Source organism: Paenibacillus sp. FSL H7-0326, from assembly GCF_001955535.1.
Taxonomy (GTDB): Bacteria; Bacillota; Bacilli; order Paenibacillales; family Paenibacillaceae; genus Paenibacillus; species Paenibacillus shunpengii.
Genome location: NZ_MPVN01000003.1, coordinates 448,778 through 471,532, shown reverse-complemented (window position 1 = coordinate 471,532; position 22,755 = coordinate 448,778). Strand labels below are relative to the sequence as shown.

Sequence of the window (22,755 nt, the reverse complement as noted above, 5' to 3'; positions counted from 1 at the left end):
GATATAAACAATAATCTAAGGTGAATGGTGACACTCATGAAGAAGGTTCGATTAAGATGGTTTACGGATGATAAAGAATTTCCATTTTTCATTCAATACGGTGGTCATACCGAAGATTTTCCTCTGCACTATCATACAGATTTCTCAGAACTTGTTATCGTACTGAATGGTCATGCAACCCATATTGTTAATGACGAAATTTCGTTTATTAAGAAGGGACATGCTTTTGTAATCAATGGCGAAACGGCCCACGCTTATCTAGATCCTTGTGATTTTAGAATATGCAATATTATGTATCAGCCCGAGATGTTACAGCATATTGGAGCTGATCTCATCTCTTTCAATGGATATCATGAATTGTTCGTGTTGGAACCACTTTATCGTAATAAGACCAAGAATCATTTATATATGTCTCTAACCGATCTGGAGTATATAGAAGCCTTCATTGACGGCATGATAAATGAGTATCAAATAAGACAGCCGGGTTATAAGACCATGCTAACTTCAAAATTCACTGAACTTGTTACTTATCTATCAAGACAACGTGAATCAACTCGAAAATCCACACAAGAGCATATAAGGCATCTGGCGACAGCATTATCCTATATTGAGGATCATTATCTGGATCAGATTTCTTTAGAAGATATAGCGCTCCATTCTAATATTTCTCCAAGACATCTCAACAGAATTTTTAAATCTCACTATCAGACTTCACCCATCGCATACCTTCAACGTTTGCGATTAGAACGAGCCTGCAATCTTCTAAGGCTAACCCAGCTGCCTATAACTCAAGTATCATATCAATCCGGTTTCAACGACAGTAATTATTTCACAAGAAGATTTCGCAGCACTTATGGAATATCTCCCAAACAATTCAGACAAAGGGAATTAACGTGAGACCTCGATCCCCTTTAGATTTAGCCGGAGAAACCAAATGTTTTCCGATTAAATCTAAGGGGGCGACATTGCAGTCCAATCCACTAAGCAAGGTATTAGATCTTTATGTTTAATTCAATCTTGCACATGCTTTGTAATGTTAGACTCCTGATAGATATCAGCATAGGTTTTTGAATCCTTGATCAGATCATCACAGAAAGCCGCTACGTCACGGCCCGTTACTTCGAGCACACCTTTTCCCGCGGCCGCACCCTCTTCAAAAAGATCGACAATCCCCGAGAGCAAACCTGTTCCTTCGGTCAATTCTACAGGACCCACCTTAAAGAGATACCTTTGAATTTCTTTGTAGACGATCTGATAATCCTGCGGGAGCGCTTTGACACGTGCAACGTGGGCTCGCCATTCCTTTTTGCCTTCGATGATATCTTGTATTCGCATTTTACCCTCCTATTTACCTAATTTTTTGGCAATATTATTATTGAGCTGATCGCGCCACTTATCTCGATAAGACTTTGCCCCTTCTTCGCCGGCCAGTGCTGAACAAAAGCCTTTTATATCTCCACCAAGCACCTCTTGGACACTCTGACCCTCTGCCGCTGTTTCTTCGAACAGGCCAAGCACACCATCAAGAATGGGCATAAGGTTACGGCCCGTGAAATCGGAGTGTGGCCAGAGATGGGTATCAATCTCTTCCCATGCGGCTTGATAGTCAGACGGCAGCTTCTTTACTCGTGAATCAAAAGCTTTCATTTCTTTCGTCATATCGCTGCCTGTAATTTGCTCCCAAAAATTCATTCTATCTTCTCCTTTAGCTCATTCATTTTTGAGGATACAAACTCCCATTTAACCCAGAACTTCTGTAATTCCTTACGCCCCGCATCGTTGATTGCGTAAAATTTTCGCGGGGGTCCGATGTCAGAAGGCTTCTTCGTAATCTCCACTAATTTGTTCTTTTCAAGTCGGATCAGGATGGTGTATACCGTTCCCTCCACAACATCGGTGAAGCCGAGCGCGTTCAGCTTCCGTGTGATTTCGTATCCATAGGTTTCTTTGCGGCTTATAATTTCAAGGACACAGCCCTCAAGCACGCCTTTGAGCATTTCAGTTAGGTTTTCCAAGCACACTCACCTTCACTATTCTGTATGACTTGTATGAAGTAATACTTACTACTACTATAAAGTAACACGTAGTAGCCAGTTTGTCAAACAGGATGGCAATCATACAGCGGATAACGACAAACCGCATAAACAAATCCTTGCAGTATTTTAAGAAAGCGCATTTAATGATCACATATAAAATGGGATTACCGGCTGAAGCTCACTCGCAACCGGTAATCCCTCATGGACAGTGCCGACCCATTTTGTTTCGTTAATTATTCTCCGGCTCGTAAACCGCAAAATCATCAAACCGGGTCGCCTGATTTGCCGACCGAATGCCTGCCTTACCTTGCGAAAGCGCCGGCGGCTGGCCCGGGAACAGGCTTCCATTGTCTGTAACGTCAAATACAAGTTTATCGTCGACATACCCCATCAACCGGCTTCCATTTACGACGAGGCGAAGCTGATACCATTTGCCAACGACGTATGGATATGGCATTTTCACCGTGTATTCCTTCAACGCACCGTCTACAGACCGACCTAACGAGATATACCCTTTGCTGCCGCCTGCCAGCCCGTTCTCTCCATCATGAATCCGGAGCATATAAAAGTTTCGGCCGTCTGCGGAGGCACGTGCGTTAATACCCGGTAGAGCAGGGCTAGCCACAGCCTTCAACCTTGCTCTCACCTCATAGTTCGTCCATGCACCGGAGCCAACGGTAAATGCCATGTTAGGATTCGTATATTTCTCCAGCACCTTTCCACCGCCGTCGTTGACGACACGGAGGTTCGCCGTATCGATTGCCGTGCCTAGCTTCCAGCCGCTTGATGGATCTTGATTATAAATACCGTTCTCGAAGTCTTCTTCATACAGCACTGCTCCGTGCGCTGCATCCGGATTCGCCTCTAAGTGAACAGTATAGGTCTGAACATTGCCTGCTTCAGCCGTCACCTTGACAGATGCTGTCCCGCTTCCCTCTGTCAGCACCGCATCCGTAATTTGCGCTGTTGCGACATTGCTTGCTGTCGGTACTGCTTCGGTTACGGCCACATACGTCGTCCGTGACGGCACCTTGACCGTATACTCGTAAATACCCGGAATGAGTATAATATCACTGTCGGCAAGTGCTCCCGGGTTATAAGGTCCGCTGTCCGGGATAACGGACAGCTTCAGACTGCTCAGCGTAGCGTCTTCGCTTGCCTTGGCCATAGCCAGCGTATAGTAGGTTGCTCCGTTGTCATCCGCAGACATAGCGGATACCGTATACTGTTGTTCCTCACCTACACACCGAGTGGAACAGAAGCTTCCTCCGATGGATGTACCCTGGCGTGCGCTCCGTCATAAACCGAGGCGGTTACCGTTGCAGTATCGGATTGAGCAACGGGCAGCTTCAGCGAATAGCGGCTGATGTATGGGCTAAATCCTTCAATGCTTTGGCCGTTAACCTGTATATCGCCAAGCAGCGGCATAATCGGATACACCTTTATTTCGTCAAATTGAACCGATGCCAGATTACTGCGCAGCCCTGCTTTCCCTGAGGCAAGCTTCTGATCAGTTGTATCCGTATATTCGATTAGCTTCGAGCCGTCTACATAACCGGTCAGACGATCACCCACTGCCTCAAGCTTAAGGGTGTGCCACTCCATAGGATCAAAGGACTCCGGCAGTTCCGCACTGCCCAGCTCTTCTTCATTATTGCCGTTTGAATGATGCCTGTTCAGAACAACACGGGTACCTGAAGTGGAATGCTCCAAGTAAAAGAAATAGTGTTTGCCGCCATTAGCCGTCCTCACAAGCAGCCCCATCTCTGCACTGCTACCTTCAAGAGAAGCAGCTAACTTCAGCCGGGCTTCCATGCCAAGGTCGCGCGTATCCTTCATTTGAGCGTCAGTAAAAATGGCAACCACAGGCGTTTCACTAACGGATGCGCCTTCTGACATCACATAAGTATCACCGTATACGGAATCCGTTACAGTTAGCCATCTCGCTTGCTTTTTGCTATTCCCTTTCTTATTCCATTCCTCAACCTCAGCCTGTTCTTCTGCCGTCTCAAAGCTGTTCTTATACAGAGCATCCGCATAAACGTTGATCCCATTAATGGATAATGCACCGCTCGCCGTGGAACCGGTAACATTCAGCTTGACGTAACGGGCTCTCGGGTTATTCTCAAACCCGTTTAGCGACCTGCCTAATTCGTATTCAACTTCAGCGGCGGTGGAGTAGAATTGGCCGTCTCTGCTCGTTTGAATTGTATACTGAAAGCCGCGGGAGGACGAATCAGTCCATTCCACCTCCGCCCCGGACAAATGATATTCCTTCCCTAAGTCAATCACGACGCTTTGCGGGTAATCGCTGCTCTCCGCCGCCGCAGCTGATATAGAATCACCGTCTACAAGTGCCTGCAGATTCTTTAGGCTGCCTTCCGCCAGCTTTACCTCTTTACCTGCAGATACGATATTGCTTATGCTGGAGTCAACAGCCTCCAGTTCAATGAGCATGACGGCATTTGGGCTTAAAGTCTGAGTGAGTACCTCATTCCCAGTCACATTCATCGAGCCTTGCTCGGCAAGCTCCAGCTCATCCTGCTTGTTGTAGGCATAATTGCTGCTAGTCGCATCTACAATATATTTTCTGTACCTGATCGCTTTCCCTTCGAAACCGGCCGGAAGATTGCGCACCGCAATGCTAACATCCTGGCTGACCGTTCCATCCAGCTGATGGTTCCATACCAGCATCGAAACTTTAGAATCGCTGTTCCGGGTCGCCAGCAGTCTTACGCCGGTATTGCCTATATGTCCTCCCTCCGTATGAACCTTGTCGTCTCCGAGCCGGGCGAACATTCGCATCGTGTTGAAGTAGGGCGTCATGTACGTATGACCAAGAAGCTCGTAATAGCGCAGCTTATCCGGCGTGCCGACAAGCTGAAACTTATTGATGTCCGGATTTCCCCATAATATATCAATACGGGCGACCTCGTTCAGTGCGCCTAAATCAAGCTTCAGCCACGACCAATAATCGGCCTGCCTGAAGAAAGTGGAGGGGTCATTATCGATGACGGAAGCTACCGATGGATCGCCAGCTGCGTTTGGAATGGTAACCGGATTACCATCGCGATCATAGAGGCGCAGCTCTTTGATTGTCATTTCCCCTGTTGTTGCCGATTCGCGCCAGCCGCGCAAATTCATATATCGCACCGGCCCCTCGTAGCCGGAATCAAAGCTTTGATACGCTTCGGTATTCCCGCTGCTTAAGGCGTAATCCACATCAAACTGGTTTTTGAAATAAGCATTCAGCGTATGGACTGCCACCCAGTTCATCGGTATATCGGTGCCGCCCTTCTCGTAGTAATACGCCGAATCCGTCATGAAAGCCGCTTGCTTGGCTAAGGCAATATTGTTAGTAGAATCGCTTAATCCCCCTCCCCCTTTCCAGCCGTATTCGCTGACGACAGTAATAGCTTCCGGATAATACTGCCGTAAATACCGTTTCATCTCCAGCTCTTGCGTTTCATTCTCCGACGTTTGTGTCCGGTAGCGGTGCCAGGAGACAAAATCGACATGATAGCCTTCCCGGTAGGCGATATCGACAAATTCCTTTTGCTTCGCAAAATCATAGCCAGAAAGCACGGGACCGCCAACCTTAATCCGCTTTCCCTGCCCTTCCTGGAATGTATCATCGAGCCCAAGCTGCTCGTTCACCCACAGCACCGCTTCGGACATCCCTTGATACATTCGCATATAGCCGGGTTTATCATCGGTATGCTCCATGACGTTCAGCTCATGCCCGTAAAAGGCCGGCTCGAGATTAGGCTCATTCCCAACTTCGATATATTCCAGCTTCGGATTTTTTTGCTTTAAGGTCATGATGATTGTTTTCATTGCCGCATCAAATTCAGACCAGTTCATTTCCGATTCACCGGCTATGAGCCGATTTTTACCGGGATTAGAAGCGCCCCCATACGAATAGCCAAGTGTCAGCATCAACGATTCAGAGAACTGCCCCATGAAATCGTACGTTTCCTTCCTGCCATGCTTCAGGTCCGGATTCGTGGCCAAATTATCCGGATCATTGATGGAATAAGCCAAGTAATCCGGATTATTTGCATCCTTGTTGTAATACCAATTGATTTTGACAAAATCCCGCACGACTTTAGTTCGAATTCCTTTCAGTTCATCGACGACATGAACAGGGAGCGGCGTATAGTTCGTATTGTTGAACTGCTCCGTACGGATCAGCTTGCCATCCGGTATCGCGTAATCGGCTGCCAATTCCACCTCGGCAGAGCTGGATGCCATTGCATGGCTAACTCCCCCTCCTGGTGATGATGTCGGCGATAGTCCGAGTACTGCGGTTGCGGCCATAACGGCTGCCATCAGCCTCGATAAGCGCACTTTGAATAATTTTGCACCTTGTAGTCCAGTCGTGTACATTTTCATGTGTGCCGGATTCCTCCATTTACCATAGATTTGGTTCCCTCCTATGCTCCACATCGTTATTCACGCTATCCTCTACACCAACCTGAATATGGTGGCGGCAATTTATCTCTCAAGCAAGTAACTCCTTATATGAACCGCAGCTCTGTAAAAGGAGCCTTCCTCCGATGGAAGTGATTTCCCCGCATTAACCCAGCTTATCCCTGTAATTGCCCGGCGTCATCCCTTCCATCTTGCGGAAGTAACGGATGAAGTTTGCGGGATTATTATAGCTGAGCCTGTAGGCAATATCTGTGATCGTCATATCCGTTTCCTTCAGCCAATGCTTCGCCATCTTCAGCCGGTATTGAGCTAAATAATCTGCAAAGTTAATGCCGGTCTCCTGGCGGAAGACGCGCCCTATATATTGGGGATGATAATTAAGCCGCATGGCGCATTTCTCCAGCGTAAGATCGGTATCAAATGCCTCTTCAATCAGACGGATAACGCCTTGAGAGATCGTATCAAATTGGGCCTGCCTGCGGTCATCCAGCAGACGAATGCCCGGTATAAGTACATGGCTTCGAAACCATTCCTGTGTCTCGGCTGCCGTATTAAGCTTCTGAAATTCGCCAAGCAGGGAGCTTTCGCCAAACTTGAACAGCTGAGACGATATGCCGGCGTCCTGGAACAACCGGACAACATCCATCAGCAGCCTGGCAAGAGCCAGCTGGTAATCATTATGATTACCGTCTTGTTTGGCCAGAGCTTCCATCAGAACCTTAAGTGCAGCCCCTGCCCGCTCTTCGTCGACCGATTGGATGGCAGATAGCAATTCTTCTCCTAGCTCTTTCGGATAAATTACTTCCTTACTTTTATCCGGCATGACGTCCTCGATGAACAGAATCGCTTCCTCGCCAAGCCGTGCACGGTATTTGAGTGCCAGCCCGCTTTCTGCGAATGCTCTTCCCGCTGCTTCCCATTGTCCGAAAGGTCGGCTGATCCCGATACTCGTCTGCAGATACACATAGTGCTTGACTGACGCCTGTACCTGGCTGGACCGTTCGAATACAGCTTCCTTGAACGACTGATCGGACAAGGCACCAGCCCCAGCCAGTACAACTACCGCGTCCTGCACAATTATCGGCGGGAGGCGGTCACCTGCCGGCATTAGTTCAGCAGCTATATTACTGACCGCAAACAACAGCAGCTCCAGGTCCTTCTCCGAGAAACGACCGCTGTTCAGTCGTTCAATCTGGATCTGGATAACCCGCATTGTATTCCATTGCTCCACTTGCTCATAGCCGTAATAGTGAAGCCGCTCCCGCAGATCCTGGCCATTGCCCTCATTCAGCAGCAGCTTGCGTACAAGAAGCTCCACCAGCTGTTCCTGCTGTCCTTTCATCTCAAATCTAAGACGGGACTGATCCGATAGAATCCGCTCGATCCGCTCTGAGATAGCCAGAAACTCATCCCGCGCCTGCCCTTCCTTCCCGTCCAGCAGCTTGTGATAAATGCGCCGTACAGGACTATACATCCGCCGTGAGCCAATCGTGGCAAACAGAACGGTAGCGGCCAGCAGGGATACACTAATCAAAATGGAGGTCCAGCCAATCGCTCTCGCCTGGCTCGTGATTGAAGCGGTGGGAACAACAGATAAATAGGTCCAGCCGTTATAAGGGGATTTGCGGAAGGATATCGAAACCTGCTCGCCGTTCACTTCCTCCTGAATGACGCCTTCTGAGCCGGAAACCTGTACTATATTCTGGATATAAGCTTGGTCTGTCAAATCCGCTCCAATGATGGCATCGTCCGAATCGGCGATGACGCGATGATCTTCATCCATAATGAAGATACGCCCAGGCAAGGAGTCGCTTGCAATCCACTGATTCAGCTGCTGCGGTGATAATACGACTGCAATGAGACCTCGCGGACTAACGGCATTGATCGGCCACTTCTTCACGCTAAGGACTGCATTGTCCAAATCGACCGTGCCTTCCGGGCCTTGCAGCGGAGCCGAGCTGCCGCTGATCCAGACTGAGCCTTGCGGAAAGTCTGAATAGTTGTGAAGCTTTTCCTTCAGGCTAGGAGGGTTGTATTCGTTCATGCCGGCATTCGTAATGATCCAATCCTTCTCCAGACTGTACAAATAAACGTCCTTGATGCCCAATTCGTAGGATTGAATGGCAGCGATTACATCGTACAGCTCAAGAATGAGCTCCCGGTCGCTGATACTTAGCGAAGTTGGAAATGCGCCGGTTACGGCGGGCATGCTTAATATTTGCGTGGTGGAATTATCGATCATCTTCAGTGCTTGCTCTACGCGGAGCTGGCTTTGCCGTAATACTTGAGCATTGCTATCCTCCGCTTGCCGCAGCACCGACATAGAGGAGTAGTGATACGAATACCATCCCAATGTTAGAATTGGAAATATCCCGATCATGGATGTGAGAATAACCAATTTCAATAAATAGCTGGATGTGCGCATCGTTCACTACCCCCGGTATACGTTATTGTGCCTGCATCATTCAGGCGCCTTTAGAGCACATGCTCGATATAGTTGGTTGATATCTTATCATAATAATGTGGGTCAGCAGCACTCCTATATCGTACTATTTAGCACTATCGTTATAGGCTTTCGTATATTCCTCAATAATTTTGTCTCCGCCTTCCTCCCTCCATCTGGCAACCGCTGCGTCAAAATCCGCTTCGGTAATCTCGCCCATAATGAACTTGACTCTTGCATCTACAATAATTTTGTCCAGCTCAGAGCCCACTTCGCTGTACGTATCGGATATATGAGAGAGTACCGGATTGCTGACGGCAATCTCCTTGTTTTTGTTGTACATTTCGTTGCGCATATGAACGAGCGGTCCGCCATATGTTGTAACCTTATCGCGCAATACAGCTAGCTGAGACGAATCGCCCATACCGTTTCTACAAGCATTTTGGAGTCGGTCGTCTTCACGTATTCATCGTTTACGATCTCATACTGACGTCCTTCTAGACCGTTCACCAGCATATTCTGCATATCTTCATCCGACACCTTATCGAAGAAGTTGAGCACCGCCTTCAAATCTTCCTCCGTTTTCACCGTCGTCTTCGGAATCATAAATAGCCCATAAGAACCCGAGCCGCCTGCGCTGCGAAGTCCTTTAGGTCCTTCCAGTGCATTGGTCATCGTAATCGTGCCGGTCGGCACAATCTTTTTGACGCTTTCCTCAATACCTTGCGCATCGTTCAAGTTGGCAACCCATGCACCTGCTTTGCTGGCGTTAATCAGCTGCTTGCCATCCTTCACTACAGCGAAGTCCAGATTGATTAGTTTCTCGTCGTACAGCTTCTTATAGAATTTCAATGTCTCTTTATATGCTGGAGTCATATGCGCCGGAATCGCCTTGTCATCTACGATCTCCCAGTCGACCGGACCTCCGTGCCATACAAGCATCGAACGCCAGCTGCCTGATTCTGCCGATTCAGCAAGCCCAATTGTATCGGCCTTGCCATTTCCGTCTGGGTCACCATTTGCAAAGGCCTTCAGCACCTCATAGAATTGATCAATCGTCGTCGGCATCTCCAGGCCCAGCTTCTCCAGCCAGTCTTTGCGTAGCATAACGCCGTCCCTCGCCAGATCGCGCTCCCGGTAAATGCCGTATACTTTCCCGTCGATGGCTATACCGTCAAGAGCGATCTGATCCATCCGGCTTGAATTTGGATAATCCTTCAGATAAGGCCCTAGCTCCCAGAACATCCCTGAGCGGACGGCATTCAAAATGTACGGCAGCTTCTGATTCAATACCAGGATGGCGCTAGGCAATTCTCCTGATGCAACCGTCGCGCTGACTTTATCGGGATAAGTGGTCGACGGCACCCAAGTAAGTGTTAAATCCGTATTGGTGCGCTCCTCCAGCCGTTTATAGATTTCGCCTTCCGGATCAAGAAACTCTGGATTGTAGCTCGTCAGCATGATAGACATTTTGAACGGCTTCTGCCCATCTGTACCGGCTGCCGTTCCTGTCCCTTCTTGCCCCGTATTCCCTGCCGATCCGCCGCCAGCACAACCGGCGAGTAAGCTTGCAGCAAGTACTGTTGTACAGAAGGCAGCCCCCCATTTAATCCGCTTTTGCTTCTTTGCCATTGTCATAAGCCGTTTACCTCCCTATTCATAAACAAATTTATTCGTTGTTCCTCTTCTCATTATCAGCCCTTCACAGAGCCTAAAAAGGCTCCCTTGGCAAAATGCTTTTGCAGAAACGGATACACAAGCAGAATTGGCAGGGTGGAAACGACGATAACTGCCATCTTCACCGATTGCTCAGGTGGAACAAAGTCTGACTCGAACGCGGCCGTATCACCGATATTACCGCCTTGGGACAAAATAACGATTTGCCTTAGCAGAACCTGAATCGGCCACATGGTTGAATCGTTAATGTACAGGACAGCGCTGAAGAAGGTATTCCAATGCCCTACCGCATAAAATAAGCTGAATGTAGCAATTACAGGCAGCGATAACGGAACCACAATTCGAATCAAAATGCCCGGATCACTTGCGCCATCTATCTTCGCTGCTTCCTCCAGCCCTTCGGGCAGCTGCTGGAAGAAGCTTCTTATAATAATGAGATTAAATGCGCTAACCGCTCCAGGAATAAGAAGCGACCAATACGTATCGATCATGCCTAATTCCTTGACGACTAGAAACGTAGGAATCATACCGCCGCTGAACAGCATCGTGAAAATCACCATAAGCTGAATCGGCTTGCGAAAGTCCAAATCCTTTCGCGCCAGCGGATATGCCATCAGGCAGGTAACAACGATATTGATTAAGGTTCCGAATATGGTAATGAATATGGTAACGCCAAGGCTTTTGACCAGCGTGCTGGTTGAGAATATAAATTCGTAAGCGCTTAAAGTAAATTCCGTAGGAAACAGAATAAATCCTTTCTCAAGCAGCTCGCTTTGGGTCGCGAATGAGCCCGCTACGACATAAACAAAAGGAATAATGGTAAGCAGAGCAAACAATCCAAGCAGAACAACATTCAATGTATCAAACATTTTGCTGCCCCATGTGCGGTCCCGAACCATCAAATACACCTCCCTTCTTCACCAGGTTACAAAATACCTTCCTCTCCAAACCGTTTCGCCAAATAGTTGGCTCCAAATACAAGCGCTAGCCCAACGACGGACTTGAACAAGCCAACGGCGGTGCTGTAGCTGTACTGCCCTTGCGCAATGCCGGTTGAATAGACGTACGTATCGAATACTTCCCCAACTTCACGGTTCAGCGGATTCAGCATCAGCCATATTTGCTCAAAGCCCGTATCAAGAAAATTGCCAAGCCGCAGAATAAGCAGCACGATAATGGTGGATCGGATTGCCGGCAGCGTAATGTGCCATAGCTGGCGTAAACGGTTCGCTCCGTCCATCCTCGCTGCTTCATACAATTGGGTGTCTACGCCAGCCAAGGCGGCGAGGAATATGATCGTTCCCCAACCGGTCTCCTTCCAGATGACCTCAGCGGTAACGAAGCCGCGGAACCATTCCGGGCTGGCGAGAAATTGTATCTTCTCTCCCCCAAACGCAGCAATGGCTTCATTGACTACCCCGCCCTCCGTCGTAAACAGCAGATACGCAATGGAAACGATTACAACCCATGACATGAAATGAGGGATATAGATAAGTGTCTGGATAAATCGCTTGTATACCTCAATCCGCAGCTCATTCAGCATAAGCGCTACAATGATCGGCAGCGGGAAAAAGAAGAAAATATTATACGCTGCCAAAATGAACGTATTCTTAAGCAGCATCCAAAACAATGGATCCCCAAAAAAACGGTCAAAGTGCTTCATGCCCACCCATTCACTGTTCAAAAATCCGAGAAAAGGCTGGTAATTTTGAAAGGCAAGCAAGACTCCATACATCGGAATGTATTTAAAAATAATGAAGTAAATCAGTCCAGGCAGCAGCATGATGTACAGCCATTTGTTACGGACCATCCGCCTCAGCCTGTTACGGTGATATGCTTTGCCGACCGAGGACGGATGTGGGGTAATCACTTCGCTCTTCATATGGCATCTCCTTTCTTCCTCTTTCTCTCTTCCAAATACGAAACGGCGCCGTTTCTATTCCTCCGAATTGTAGGTGAATCGTCCTGTTGCCGTATATAGTCATTCCGATAGAAGTTAAAAAAATCCAGATGCAGCAAGGGTTTGCCGAAACCGTATAATCATTAGCATACCTGGATAGTCATTTGAGAAGACGGACCGCTACATTACATTCAGCATGACTTTTCTTGATTTGGAAACGTCTATCCCCATAAAAGGTGTATAATGTAAAGAACTTATTGAAGAAGGAAGTTATGTCATGCTGCTTACTGTAAACCGTATACTTAACCGAATGATGCCGCTGATTACTCCGCTCAGTGTCTTGATTGGTGTGCTTTGCGGAAGTGCACTTTCCTCTTATACTTCTTTGACTCCCTGGCTATTTGCTTTTATGACATTTACCGGAAGCATCAGCCTTGGATTTAAAGATTTTTTGAATGTGCTTAAAAATCCGCTGCCTTTGTTCATTTGTATCTTTATTCTTCACATTGCAATGCCGCTGGTTGCCCTTGGGTTCGGGAATGCACTCTACTCCTCCGATGAATATACAATTACCGGACTTGTGCTAGCTGCAGTTATTCCGACCGGAATTAGCAGTTTTATATGGGTCAGTATTTACAAAGGAAATACGGCGCTTACGCTATCCATCATTTTAATTGATACACTGCTAGCTCCCTTTGTCGTACCAGGTGTTCTATCATTGCTGATCGGAACTAGCGTTGAGCTGGACACTTGGGCCATGATGAGCAGTCTGTTCTGGATGATCGTGGTACCATCACTACTGGGCATGGTGCTTAATGAATGGAGCAAAGGCAAGGTGGCTCCCAAGTGGAGTCCCAGACTAAATCCATTTTCCAAACTTTTTATGGCTGTTGTCATCATGATTAATGGATCTGTCATTTCTCCATACCTGACTGACATTAACCTGCAATTAGTTGGGCTTGCTGTCGTTATTGTGACTATGGCGGCTTCTGGATACGCCCTTTGTTTTCTTACGGCCCGAATCCTGCGTTGGAATGAAGCAGACGAAGTCGCTCTTCTATTTAATGGAGGCATGCGTAATATTAGCGCAGGTGCAGTTCTTGCCGTTTCATACTTTCCTCCTCCGGTCGCTGTACCGGTTGTGCTCGGGATGGTATTCCAGCAGCTCTTGGCTTCAATCGTTGGCTTCCTGCTCGGAACCCGTTCCAGGAACAAAAAGATCGCGGGGGAATCCTCTATAAACCAAACATAGAGCAATTGTATTTAGCTCAAATAAAAAAAGAGCAGCTACCCATCGGTAGACTGCTCTCCTTAGTTGCATAAATATTATCCAAACAATGCTTTGATCAGCTGCTTGTCGTTCGTCTCCCAGGCTTGGCGACCCAGTTTATGTAAGTATTTCGGCCGTTCGTTAAGATACTGCTGCACATCAGGCATTTCCCCCGGGTAATGAATGACCTTGTTGTACCCCAGAATATCCTCGCTGAAATGAGCAAGCTGATGGGTAAAGAACAGCGGATCATAATGATGAAAGTTGTATACAACCTTCGAATCATCCGTAAGCGTAAGCTCCTTCGAGGTCAGCACGCTGTTGGCGTCGTTGCCGCCGACGAGAATCGTTCGTCCATATATTTCATCTATTAAGTATATCCAGCGTTATTTTCGCAATCTGTTTAATCACGATAGGGTCTTTTGTCATTTTAGCAGATTGAGTTAAGGCATACCGAGCGTGATATAGATAAGCAGCCAGCTCTCGCAAATCGACGTTTGGATTAAATTCTCCTTGTTTTTGTCCACGGATCAAGGCTTCATAAATCGCCTGCTCCAAGAGAAGCTTATCTTGTACGAAGATTTCAGCGATTTCGTGGTCATGTGGAATCTGATCAATTGCACTATTGAGAATAAAACATTCATTTCGGCGCTTCTCATCTGTTAGTGCTTCCACAATAGTCTCAAATATATGGTTAATGGCTTCCTTAACGTCTGCTGACTGCTCCAAATAAGCCACAACAGAAGATGATTTCTCATTAACATAATGCTTAACTGCTTTAATGAAAAGGTCACGTTTCGTACCGTAAGTGTCGTATAAACTTTGCCGGGCTATCCCGAGACCATCGAGTAAAATTTGCAGTGATGTGCCTGCGTATCCATAATGGCCGAATACTTCCATAGCCTTATGCAGCACAATCGTCGTATCAAACTCCTTATTTCTTGCCAAAAAACCCGCCTCCCTTCTCTTCATCCTATCTTTCGTAGAATCTCTCAGTCAAGCCTAATAACAAAGATACTAACCGTACCTATTAAGAATATAAGGAATTCAGGAATTCATCTCTTATCCCAATAGGTACTTATAGACCCCTATTCTTAAGTGTTCAGTCTATGTTCATTGGTGCTGTTTATCGCTGATAGCCGAGTTCCATAGGGAAGCATGTTTTTCCGCGAACCTATGGAAGGAAATCGGCTCCTTTCCAGTTAACCTAACTACCGTGTCAGTCCTTAAATCTTCCGTCCCTTCCTCACGGATTCTACGGTCCAGCTCCGTCATGATCTCTGCATAGGTCTTATTGAGTCCTGCTGCTAACCAGCTACGGGTATGTTCTTCACTTGATATGGATTGGTGAGTCACATTTCTTCCTATTACTTTAGTTATAATTTGACTGATATCTTCATATGAAAGTGAATCAGGCCCAGTTATGATGTGCTCCGTATTATGAGCTTCAACATCAACAAGTGCTCTCACAGCGACTTCTGCAATATCTTCTGCTGATACGAAGCCTACTTTTCCGTGACCTGCGGCACTAATAATTGAATCCTGCTGACGAATCGTCTTAGCATGCTGACCTTCGGTAAAATTCTCCATAAAGTAGGAAGGTCTCAGTACTGTCCACTCAGGGGCCCGTTCCTTCAATAATTGATGAACCGGTCCAAATACAGGTCCATCCTCTGAAATGGAGGCACTGCTAAGCAATACAAAGCGGCGAACGCCTTGTTCCAATGCCATTTCGATAAAGGGTTGCATCACTTCAATTGGTTCTGGATCGCCTACCGGAGCAACCAAATATACGCGTTCCACATTTTCTACAGCTGGAAGAAACGTTAAACGGTCATACCAGTCAAAATGGACTTGTTTCATAGGATTAATAATGTCCTGTTTATTTCGAAATGTCGTACTGTAGGGGTATCCGGATTGATCTAGTCGATTCGCTATTCTCGTTCCCGTCTTACCTCTTCCTCCGGTTATAAGTATTTTGTTATGATTCATCATCAGAGTCATCTCCTTATTGGCAAGTAGCCGTACTTAATTTTGCACCGCATTCAGAACCACTACCGGATTCCAGTAATCCTTAAAGCGTGTAATCTTTCCACCCTTAGTATGGATTACGGAAATGTACGTTTGTTGATATGGTTTTTGTGTCTCTATAACCACTCCATCGCACGTATACTCGGCAACAATTTTATCATTCGTAATGATCAGCTCCGCGTTTGAAAAGGCATGCACATTCATCAGCTTAGGCAGCTCATAAATATAATTTCGAATTTCTGAAATTCCAGCCAAACACTTAATATAACCTTCTGGTGCATAAGGAAACTCAAAGATCGCATCTTCGCTGAACAGCTCTAACCAGCTTTCAAAATCCTGAGTTATGATACTGTTATGAAATGTTTCTAAGATTCCAGCTGCCTCTGTCTCAGTTAAAAATCCGTTATTCATAGAAATCTCTCCTATCTTTTTGGACTTTTTAGTCTAGAATGATCAAAAAAATAAATGGATGAAATACCTTTTCCAGAACAATTAGTCTAAAATCGAGAAATAAAAATGAAGGGTTACACCCTCATCAGCCTTACCTACTCACTATCTATTGCTAAACTAATCCGTTATCATGTATTTCCTTCCATATTTCACCTCCTTGATCGTTATTATAATAATTACGGACCAATCAGTCAAGAAAATTTATACATCGTGTTCTTCGTAAAAAAGCCCGGTTGATCACCGGGCATAACTGTTAATCGTACGATTATTGTTGCGGACCATAAATTTCAAATTCCCAGATGGAGTAGCCATATATTGTAGCCCGAACGGTTCCGTGCATTCGTATATAGCGGGCGTCTACTTCGTCAAAAGTAATGACCTCAAGTCCACCCTTACCTGCTGTAGTACTGAACACATCTCTCCAATGGGTTTCTTGGCTTGGATCATCAGTGACCTGTATTTGATAGCTCTTTCCATAAGCTGCTTCCCAGTAGAGCCTGACTTCGTTTATCTTCTTAATTTCTCCAAGATCAATATAAATCCAACCCGGATCTACACCTCGCTTTGTGCCAAAACGTGTTGCTAAATTCCCGTCATTTACGTACGGAGCGGTATCCTCTAATCCGTCTTGGGATGAGCCTACGGCTGGACGGTGCAGTGCCAGGTTAGTTTTCGGGAGCGGTTCGTTATTCTGAACGGGTCTAATGGTGACATCTCCATAATGTTCTTTGTTCAAAAAATTCATCTCGTGTAGCGTAGTCGCCGGTTCGCTGTCACCAGGCATATAAATATTCTCAAACGTGAGATCAGTAATCAATGCACCTTCCATACCTTTAATTTTGGCAAAACTTTCACCCGCGTCACGTACCGTAATATCCTTCACTTTAACATCATGAATAGGTCCCACCCCGTGATTGCTGCCATTCACAATGAATAAAGTCATCCAGGCACTATTGTCTTCATTCTTTCCACTGATATCTTCAACGTCCATGGATTCAAACCGTACATCACTCACTGTGCCGGTCCCGTATTTGTGATGAATTGCGAATCCTACGGCGGCTTTGTACACAACGCCGTTACGGAATACAATATCAGATTGATTCTGCATGACACCTTGACCCACTTTATATCCGTAGCATAATGTCCAAGCGATCGTATCTTCAAACAGGACGTTCTGAACAGGTTCAGGGTTTCCCGGCCAAGGTACTTTACCTGAAGCGATGTCAGTATCCTCTTGCCAGGCTTTCGTTGAGAACGGATCATCAAGAGAAATACCTATCACATTTTGTACGACAACATCTTGGGATTCACAAATATCAATACCGTCATTCTCCCCCATGCCCAAACTGTTAAACAGCTTTAAATTTCGAAAAGTAAGATCGTTTGATCGAACTGTAACGACTGCCCATCCCGAAGATTCCCTTATAATAATGCCGTCCATCACAAATTGGGATGTATCAATCGGAACTACCAAATTGTTAATCATGCCCTTACCATTTGTTTCTTTGTCATTGTGGAGGACTTGCCCATTTCCATCGATGGTGCCTCTCCCATATATTCGAATGTTCTCTGATTGAAATTCGGTGGAGATCCACCACGTTGCAGGCCTTCCCATCGAATCCTTAAACCAGTGCTCTGTATAATGGTTCGTCCTTCCTGTCCCCAGCAAAGTGGCTCCCGGTTCTAAATAGATGGCCGTATTGCTTCGTAATACCAAATTGCCAATAGAATAAGTCCCTGCTGGTATATAGACAATACCTTGTTTACCGTCTCCTTGGGCGGTTCCATACTCGCTCGCCTCATCAATTGCATGCTGAATCGCTTTAGTTCTTGCGGAGACCTCTGTTGTGGAGGTTCCTGAAGGTATAACATGATAAGGAGCAGAAGTAATGTTGAATATTCCCTCTCCAGCTGAAGCTGGAACATCACTCTCCAGCGGATCTGCAGCGATGACCATTCGGGTCTTGCGGTTGTTCAACATGACAATTAAATATTCATCCGATCGGGTCGTAAAGGTGAGTGTCCTTCCCTCTATTTTGTCTGCTTGTATCCCGAGTTTTTTGGGACTGATCGAATATTCATGTACCTTATCCGTATTCAGAATCGTTAATTCGTAAGTTACTGGGCCATCGGACATCGAAAAATGTGCATAATCATAGTCGCTGAACCCTTTTATCACTGGAACCGAGACCCCATTTGCTTTAAGTGTATAGTTTGCGGAGTCCTCATAACGTTCTGAGGGTTCATAGGTTATGACTGAGGCTGGAGCCGAGTGTTCAAGAAACTCTGTGCTCTCTAATGCATTAGCTTGAGGGTTTAAGGTTAGCGGTAACAGCATAACCGCAGCAAGCGATAATCCAACCGTTACATTAAACCATTTATTGAACCATGTCATCACCTTTTGCCTCCTTTGGTTCACAGGTAGATATAGAAACCAATCCCGGAATATTTGACAATCCAAACCGGACAAAAGCATATCGATCCTGATAAATAGAGGTATCTGGTTGAAGGTCCTTATCCGTCCAACCCGGCTTATCCTTAAAACTGTCTGGTCCTACCTTAAGAGGCTCTCCCTTTATATGATGATGCGGACCGAGTAAGTTCCTGCAGCTCCCTGTCAACTCGAGTTCAATTCGATTAACTCCTGTTAGGAGATATTCTGAAATCTCTGCTTCATAGGGCTCCCATATAAAGCTCCGAATTTCTATATTATTTATCACCAATCGGGTGACAATCGCATCTGGCCTTGAGCCAAACTGCCATCGCCATAAAGCAGCATGATCTAAATTCACAATAGCAGTCTGTACTACCCTTATACTCCCCGCGAAGAAGGGGAATCCTTGCCTAATGAAATCGTCTTTCAGCGAAATATACTCAGGTGAATCCGTAAGTGTAAAAGGACCATCCGTATATATAACTCCATGTTCATCATCCACATATTCCGTTTCTGACACGACAGCAAAATCTCCAATTATATAGATACTTTCAAGCTCTGTATCGAGCTTAAGCTTATTGGCTTCAGCTTCGAATTGAGCAGACCGCTCTATAGCTTCATAAGTTTCGGGTGTGTTCCAGAATTCAAGGTTCAGAATGATGGTGTTCCTGCCATAATGAAGGCAACCTCGAATATCTACCTTCTCAAAAGCAATGCCTCTCCACCATCCACAGCTAACAGAAGGTACCTCTTTATCGTTAATCACGATTTTCGTGCTTTCGAGATTCTCTATAACTAGATACATTTCCTTGTCATCTGTAGGCTCAAATGAAAGATTAACGTCAAATTCCAGATCGATTTTTACCGGATAGCCTATCCTTAGCAGCTCTTCTTGGATAAAAATAATGGGTAAAGAGGGTGACCATTCTCCATTCTCTACTCGATAACGACATGTATCTAGCGTTAAACTGTTAAGATCCATATAATCAATTCTCCATCGCTCATCCAAGATCTGAATAGTACCATCTTCATGACAAGCTTCTAATTCCGTAATCGTACCGAGATCACATGGAATATCCGCTTGTTCAAGCCGGATCATGTATGAGTAAGCAGGATAGAGAGTCAAATTTAGCTGGGTGCCCTCCTCCACGACGGTTTGATCCACAGCCTGTATCTCCCCGCTCTCCATGTCGATAAGGGATAACCTGCCCTTCTTATGGATTGTTACCTTCACATCCGAGTAAAGTTCTTCTCCAGAATTCACGATGTAATAGAGATAACAATCATCCAGTTGGAGTGTTTGCACGTTAATCATATCCGACACCATTGGATCCCCCTGATTATTGCGGACAGAAATAGATGGTGAAACTGTACACGAAACCAGCTTAGCTAAAGAGCTACGATCTCGGGCAGGCTTTAATGCCGCAGCTATTAGAGAATCGATATGTTCGCATTGCTCTCCATTCATTAGATATGGATAAGGTTCACATGCGATTAATCTTCCACCTTGAAGTGAAAATTCCTGAAGTAAATTTACCGTGATTCTGTCTAATGTAATACTAGGAGGGATAATAACTACTCGATATCCAGCCTCCCCAATGACAAATTGTCCATCTACTACCTTGCCATGATGTTCAATGATGCCTTCACTCCCATAGTCATGCTCGATGAATGATTGGCACAACCAGCGGGATAACTGTGCGAAAGATTGGTGATAAGGCTCAATCCTTGTTGAATCTATGCCTTCTTGCTCCACCCAGGCTGTTCTGATGGGATGCAGCAGAAGTACTTCTGCTTGCCGCGTCCCCTCTGATAGCAGCATGGACAACCGGGAAAAGTAATCATTAAATTGATGATAATCCTTCCACCAAGGCTGTTGATAGAATAAGGATGGCGGATAATCCCGTTTTCGCATGCCTCGAAGTGAATACGCCTGCAAGTGCTGACACATCAGATTTATTCCATGAACAAACTGCCACTCTCCGATTCTCCTTAATTCCTGAAAGCTGACATTCCATCCGCTGCAACCGAAGCTTTCGGTGATGGCTGTTTTTTTGCCAAGCTGCCTGACAACGGAGCTCACCTGTTTCGGAACAATCGGCTCTTCACTAACGAACCGTCCGAGCCAGTCACAGCCGGGTATTTGCAGATACTCGTAAAAGAGGAGTGGATCACCTACCGAAGTGGCTTGACTCATAAGGGTTTGCTCGTCTACAACATGCCCGGTAGAAACCCACCCTTTGTCCCTGCACCACGCTCCGATCTGTTTGGCATACGCTTCCGTAAACATCCTGGTAACACATTCCCAATAATCATACCTTATCTTTCGGCAACCCTTGGTTTCCCTAAAAAGTGCCGGAAGTGCTTGAAGAAGAGAATATCCATAATGACTTTCAAAAACTTCTGTTAATTCTAACGACCATGGAATATGACCACGTCCAAACTGGGGTTCATCTGTAAAAATGCCTTTGAGTATGGAGCCATGCTCTTTGCCAAACTTCTCCCAATATGCTTCATAGATGATTGTAATAAATGCATTCACTGTCATTTTGCTTAGTGTGTCGATGTAATAAGGGTTAACCTCGTAGCCTATTCGAAAGTCAGGCTGGGTTGCGTCATCCGGAGCAAGTAATTGCAGTTCATCACTAACCTGAACATACTTGGCGATGGTCACCATATCCTCTTGCTTAAATGGTGCCCATTCGCAGGTCAGCCGCTTTTGCTGATAATTGGGCCCCATTGCAGGTACCTTTCCGTCGGCATAACCGCTGGGCCAGCCATTTTCGTCATACAGCCACACCTCCATCCCGAGCTCCTGACTTTTCTTGATGCATAGCTGTATCGCCTCCATCCACTCCTCACCCATGTAAGGTACCATAAGGCCCCCGCGGGCATGTATAAAAAAACCTCCGATACCGGCTTTATACATTTCTTCGATTTGTCGCATAAGTTCGTTCTCATTTAGATCGTCATTCCAGGACCAGAAGGGTATCGTTTGGTAACAAGCAGGAGGACTCTTAAGGAGGCTCCATACGGTCATTGTCTTCTCCACCTCCCCTATACCTCTAGACATAACCTAATCAAATCATCAATATGTGCCGTCGCCAGACATTCCACCGCGTCTGCTGAACCGTAATAAATTTTTACCTCACCGTCATCTTCTAATATCATTCCGCCCGGAAAGATCACGTTGTTACGGAAACCTCCATCAGTCTCATAACTAACCTCAGGTGCAAGTAAAGGTTCCTTATACATGCCGATGACCTTTTGAGGATGCTCCAGATCCAGCAGCATCAAACCGGCTGTATAACGTTTTTTCCAAGTAGGTTCCCACCCGTTTTTTCCTCTTGCTGGATCAAGATCTACGGCGTGGAATGTCGTAAGCCATCCCTTCTTTGTCTTGATTGGCGGAGCTGCCGGTCCAATCTTATCATTTGCAAATGGGACATCTTCCACTGCAAGCAGCAAAGCCGAATTCCCCCAGTATTTCAAATCAGGCGACTCCGAAATCCACATGTCAAATCGATCGATTCCCCCTCGGCTGTACACCGTAAACGGCCGCTCAAGCCTCACGTAGTTCCCATTGATCTTCTCGGGAAACAGCACCATATTTCGCAAATCCGGAGTCGACAAGCTTAAAATTTCAAAATTTTCAAAATCATCTGTAACTGCAACACCACCGCGAATGCCATGCTGTGTATCAACGGCAAAACACATATAACACCGACCGTTAATCACAGTAAGCCTAGGATCATACACACGAATGTTCTCTTCATCATGCAGCTTGAAACACGGCTTAGGTCGTACATCCCAGTGAATTCCGTCATCACTGAAGGCAACGCCAAGGTCGGTTGTGTGATGAGGCTCAAGGATCTGGCTCTCTACACAACCGTAGTCGTTACGGAATACCATGACATATCTTCCATTAAATTTGGTGACGCCAGCATTAAATACGAGAGCGGTTGAATAGGGAACACGGGATGCATCCAATATTGGATTATCCGAATGCCGTTTAATTACGGGACTTGAGATGAGTTTCCCAATCGAAAAAGAATTCATGTGAAGAGCCTCCTGTTCAAT

Annotated in this window: 19 protein-coding genes; 2 read left to right on the top strand and 17 right to left on the bottom strand. The window is 46.1% G+C overall.

The genetic code is table 11. The features are described from left to right. Positions 1-36: 36 nt before the first annotated feature. Positions 37-897 carry an AraC family transcriptional regulator gene (locus BK126_RS18075; RefSeq protein WP_076313930.1) on the top strand — a complete coding sequence of 287 codons (861 nt, stop codon included), beginning with the start codon at positions 37-39 and terminating at the stop codon, positions 895-897. 114 nt (positions 898-1,011) lie between these two features. Here the strand turns inward: BK126_RS18075 and BK126_RS18070 are convergent, their stop codons facing one another. The 10 genes from BK126_RS18070 to BK126_RS18025 form a co-directional block, all read right to left on the bottom strand. Further along, the gene (locus BK126_RS18070; protein ID WP_076313929.1) at positions 1,012-1,335 is read right to left on the bottom strand and encodes a DUF1048 domain-containing protein; all 324 of its coding nucleotides are present in this window, start codon (positions 1,333-1,335) and stop codon (positions 1,012-1,014) included. 9 nt (positions 1,336-1,344) lie between these two features. Further along, positions 1,345-1,692 (bottom strand): DUF1048 domain-containing protein, encoded by a 348-nt coding sequence (locus tag BK126_RS18065; RefSeq protein WP_076313928.1) that lies wholly within the window; start codon positions 1,690-1,692, stop codon positions 1,345-1,347. Then, the gene (locus BK126_RS18060) at positions 1,689-1,997 is read right to left on the bottom strand and encodes a PadR family transcriptional regulator (protein ID WP_076314111.1); all 309 of its coding nucleotides are present in this window, start codon (positions 1,995-1,997) and stop codon (positions 1,689-1,691) included. The genes BK126_RS18065 and BK126_RS18060 overlap by 4 nt, the downstream gene beginning before the upstream one ends. 268 nt (positions 1,998-2,265) lie before the next feature. Further along, positions 2,266-3,246, bottom strand: coding sequence for a 3-keto-alpha-glucoside-1,2-lyase-like domain-containing protein (locus tag BK126_RS18055; protein ID WP_076313927.1), 981 nt, complete (start codon positions 3,244-3,246; stop codon positions 2,266-2,268). A 29-nt stretch (positions 3,247-3,275) separates the two neighbouring features. Beyond that, positions 3,276-6,431: a discoidin domain-containing protein gene (locus BK126_RS18050; RefSeq protein ID WP_076313926.1), complete on the bottom strand. Its 3,156-nt coding sequence runs from the start codon at positions 6,429-6,431 to the stop codon at positions 3,276-3,278. A gap of 184 nt (positions 6,432-6,615) precedes the next feature. Next, positions 6,616-8,895 (bottom strand): AraC family transcriptional regulator, encoded by a 2,280-nt coding sequence (locus BK126_RS18045; protein WP_076313925.1) that lies wholly within the window; start codon positions 8,893-8,895, stop codon positions 6,616-6,618. 124 nt (positions 8,896-9,019) lie between these two features. Further along, entirely contained in the window at positions 9,020-9,337 is a 318-nt protein-coding gene (locus tag BK126_RS18040) for a hypothetical protein (protein WP_076313924.1), read from the bottom strand. After that, positions 9,316-10,551: an extracellular solute-binding protein gene (locus BK126_RS18035; RefSeq protein WP_076313923.1), complete on the bottom strand. Its 1,236-nt coding sequence runs from the start codon at positions 10,549-10,551 to the stop codon at positions 9,316-9,318. The genes BK126_RS18040 and BK126_RS18035 overlap by 22 nt, the downstream gene beginning before the upstream one ends. Before the next feature lie 56 nt (positions 10,552-10,607). Next, entirely contained in the window at positions 10,608-11,489 is an 882-nt protein-coding gene (locus BK126_RS18030) for a carbohydrate ABC transporter permease (RefSeq protein ID WP_076313922.1), read from the bottom strand. A 26-nt stretch (positions 11,490-11,515) separates the two neighbouring features. Then, positions 11,516-12,472, bottom strand: a complete 957-nt coding sequence (locus tag BK126_RS18025; RefSeq protein ID WP_076313921.1) for an ABC transporter permease — start codon at positions 12,470-12,472, stop codon at positions 11,516-11,518. A 295-nt stretch (positions 12,473-12,767) separates the two neighbouring features. Here BK126_RS18025 and BK126_RS18020 point away from each other — a divergent pair, with 295 nt between their 5' ends. After that, positions 12,768-13,742: a bile acid:sodium symporter family protein gene (locus BK126_RS18020; RefSeq protein ID WP_076313920.1), complete on the top strand. Its 975-nt coding sequence runs from the start codon at positions 12,768-12,770 to the stop codon at positions 13,740-13,742. A 74-nt stretch (positions 13,743-13,816) separates the two neighbouring features. On the opposite strand, the gene BK126_RS18015 is transcribed toward BK126_RS18020, so the two are convergent. The 7 genes from BK126_RS18015 to BK126_RS17985 all read right to left on the bottom strand — a co-directional run bounded on the left by BK126_RS18015 (position 13,817) and on the right by BK126_RS17985 (position 22,734). Then, positions 13,817-14,077 carry a hypothetical protein gene (locus tag BK126_RS18015; protein WP_076313919.1) on the bottom strand — a complete coding sequence of 87 codons (261 nt, stop codon included), beginning with the start codon at positions 14,075-14,077 and terminating at the stop codon, positions 13,817-13,819. Positions 14,078-14,123: 46 nt separating this feature from the next. After that, a complete protein-coding gene (locus BK126_RS18010) occupies positions 14,124-14,708 on the bottom strand; it encodes a TetR/AcrR family transcriptional regulator (protein WP_076313918.1) in 585 nt (194 codons plus the stop codon). A gap of 165 nt (positions 14,709-14,873) precedes the next feature. Continuing rightward, on the bottom strand, positions 14,874-15,755 hold the full coding sequence (locus BK126_RS18005; protein ID WP_076313917.1) for an ergot alkaloid biosynthesis protein: 882 nt from the start codon (positions 15,753-15,755) through the stop codon (positions 14,874-14,876). Positions 15,756-15,788: 33 nt separating this feature from the next. Then, positions 15,789-16,202 carry a nuclear transport factor 2 family protein gene (locus BK126_RS18000; protein ID WP_083655950.1) on the bottom strand — a complete coding sequence of 138 codons (414 nt, stop codon included), beginning with the start codon at positions 16,200-16,202 and terminating at the stop codon, positions 15,789-15,791. A gap of 304 nt (positions 16,203-16,506) precedes the next feature. Continuing rightward, complete coding sequence (locus BK126_RS17995; RefSeq protein WP_076313916.1) at positions 16,507-18,636, bottom strand: galactose-binding domain-containing protein; 2,130 nt, start codon at positions 18,634-18,636, stop codon at positions 16,507-16,509. Next, the gene (locus BK126_RS17990) at positions 18,620-21,715 is read right to left on the bottom strand and encodes a glycosyl hydrolase (RefSeq protein WP_076313915.1); all 3,096 of its coding nucleotides are present in this window, start codon (positions 21,713-21,715) and stop codon (positions 18,620-18,622) included. The genes BK126_RS17995 and BK126_RS17990 overlap by 17 nt, the downstream gene beginning before the upstream one ends. Before the next feature lie 17 nt (positions 21,716-21,732). Then, a complete protein-coding gene (locus BK126_RS17985) occupies positions 21,733-22,734 on the bottom strand; it encodes a glycoside hydrolase family 130 protein (protein ID WP_076313914.1) in 1,002 nt (333 codons plus the stop codon). Positions 22,735-22,755 lie beyond the last annotated feature (21 nt).